The 209-nt window shown below is 36.4% G+C and carries 1 protein-coding gene; it reads right to left on the bottom strand.

Annotated elements, in window-relative coordinates:
* Positions 1–191, bottom strand: a 191-nt coding sequence (locus tag AACQ14_RS24815) for an AzlC family ABC transporter permease (RefSeq protein ID WP_353514035.1), incomplete at its 3' end; no start/stop codon positions are given.
* Positions 192–209 lie beyond the last annotated feature (18 nt).

Raw genomic sequence — 209 nt, 5'->3', positions numbered from 1 at the left:
GCAATTAATTCCAGCGACAACATATACTCTTTAGTCAGTGTTCCCTTTTTAAAAGAACTCACCGAGAATGTTTCATCAGTTATACCAAATGCAATAAGAGGACTCCATTTCTTCATATCTTTTGTCAGCCTTGATGCTAAAGATGCACTCATAAGCATATGCCTCATATTCACTAACAGGGTAGTTAATATGATTTCTCCTATTCCAGC

The organism is Vallitalea maricola (assembly GCF_036985595.1).
Classification (GTDB): domain Bacteria; phylum Bacillota; class Clostridia; order Lachnospirales; family Vallitaleaceae; genus Vallitalea; species Vallitalea maricola.
The sequence above is the reverse complement of the archived record's forward strand: the minus strand, read 5'-3'. Positions and strand labels throughout refer to the sequence as shown.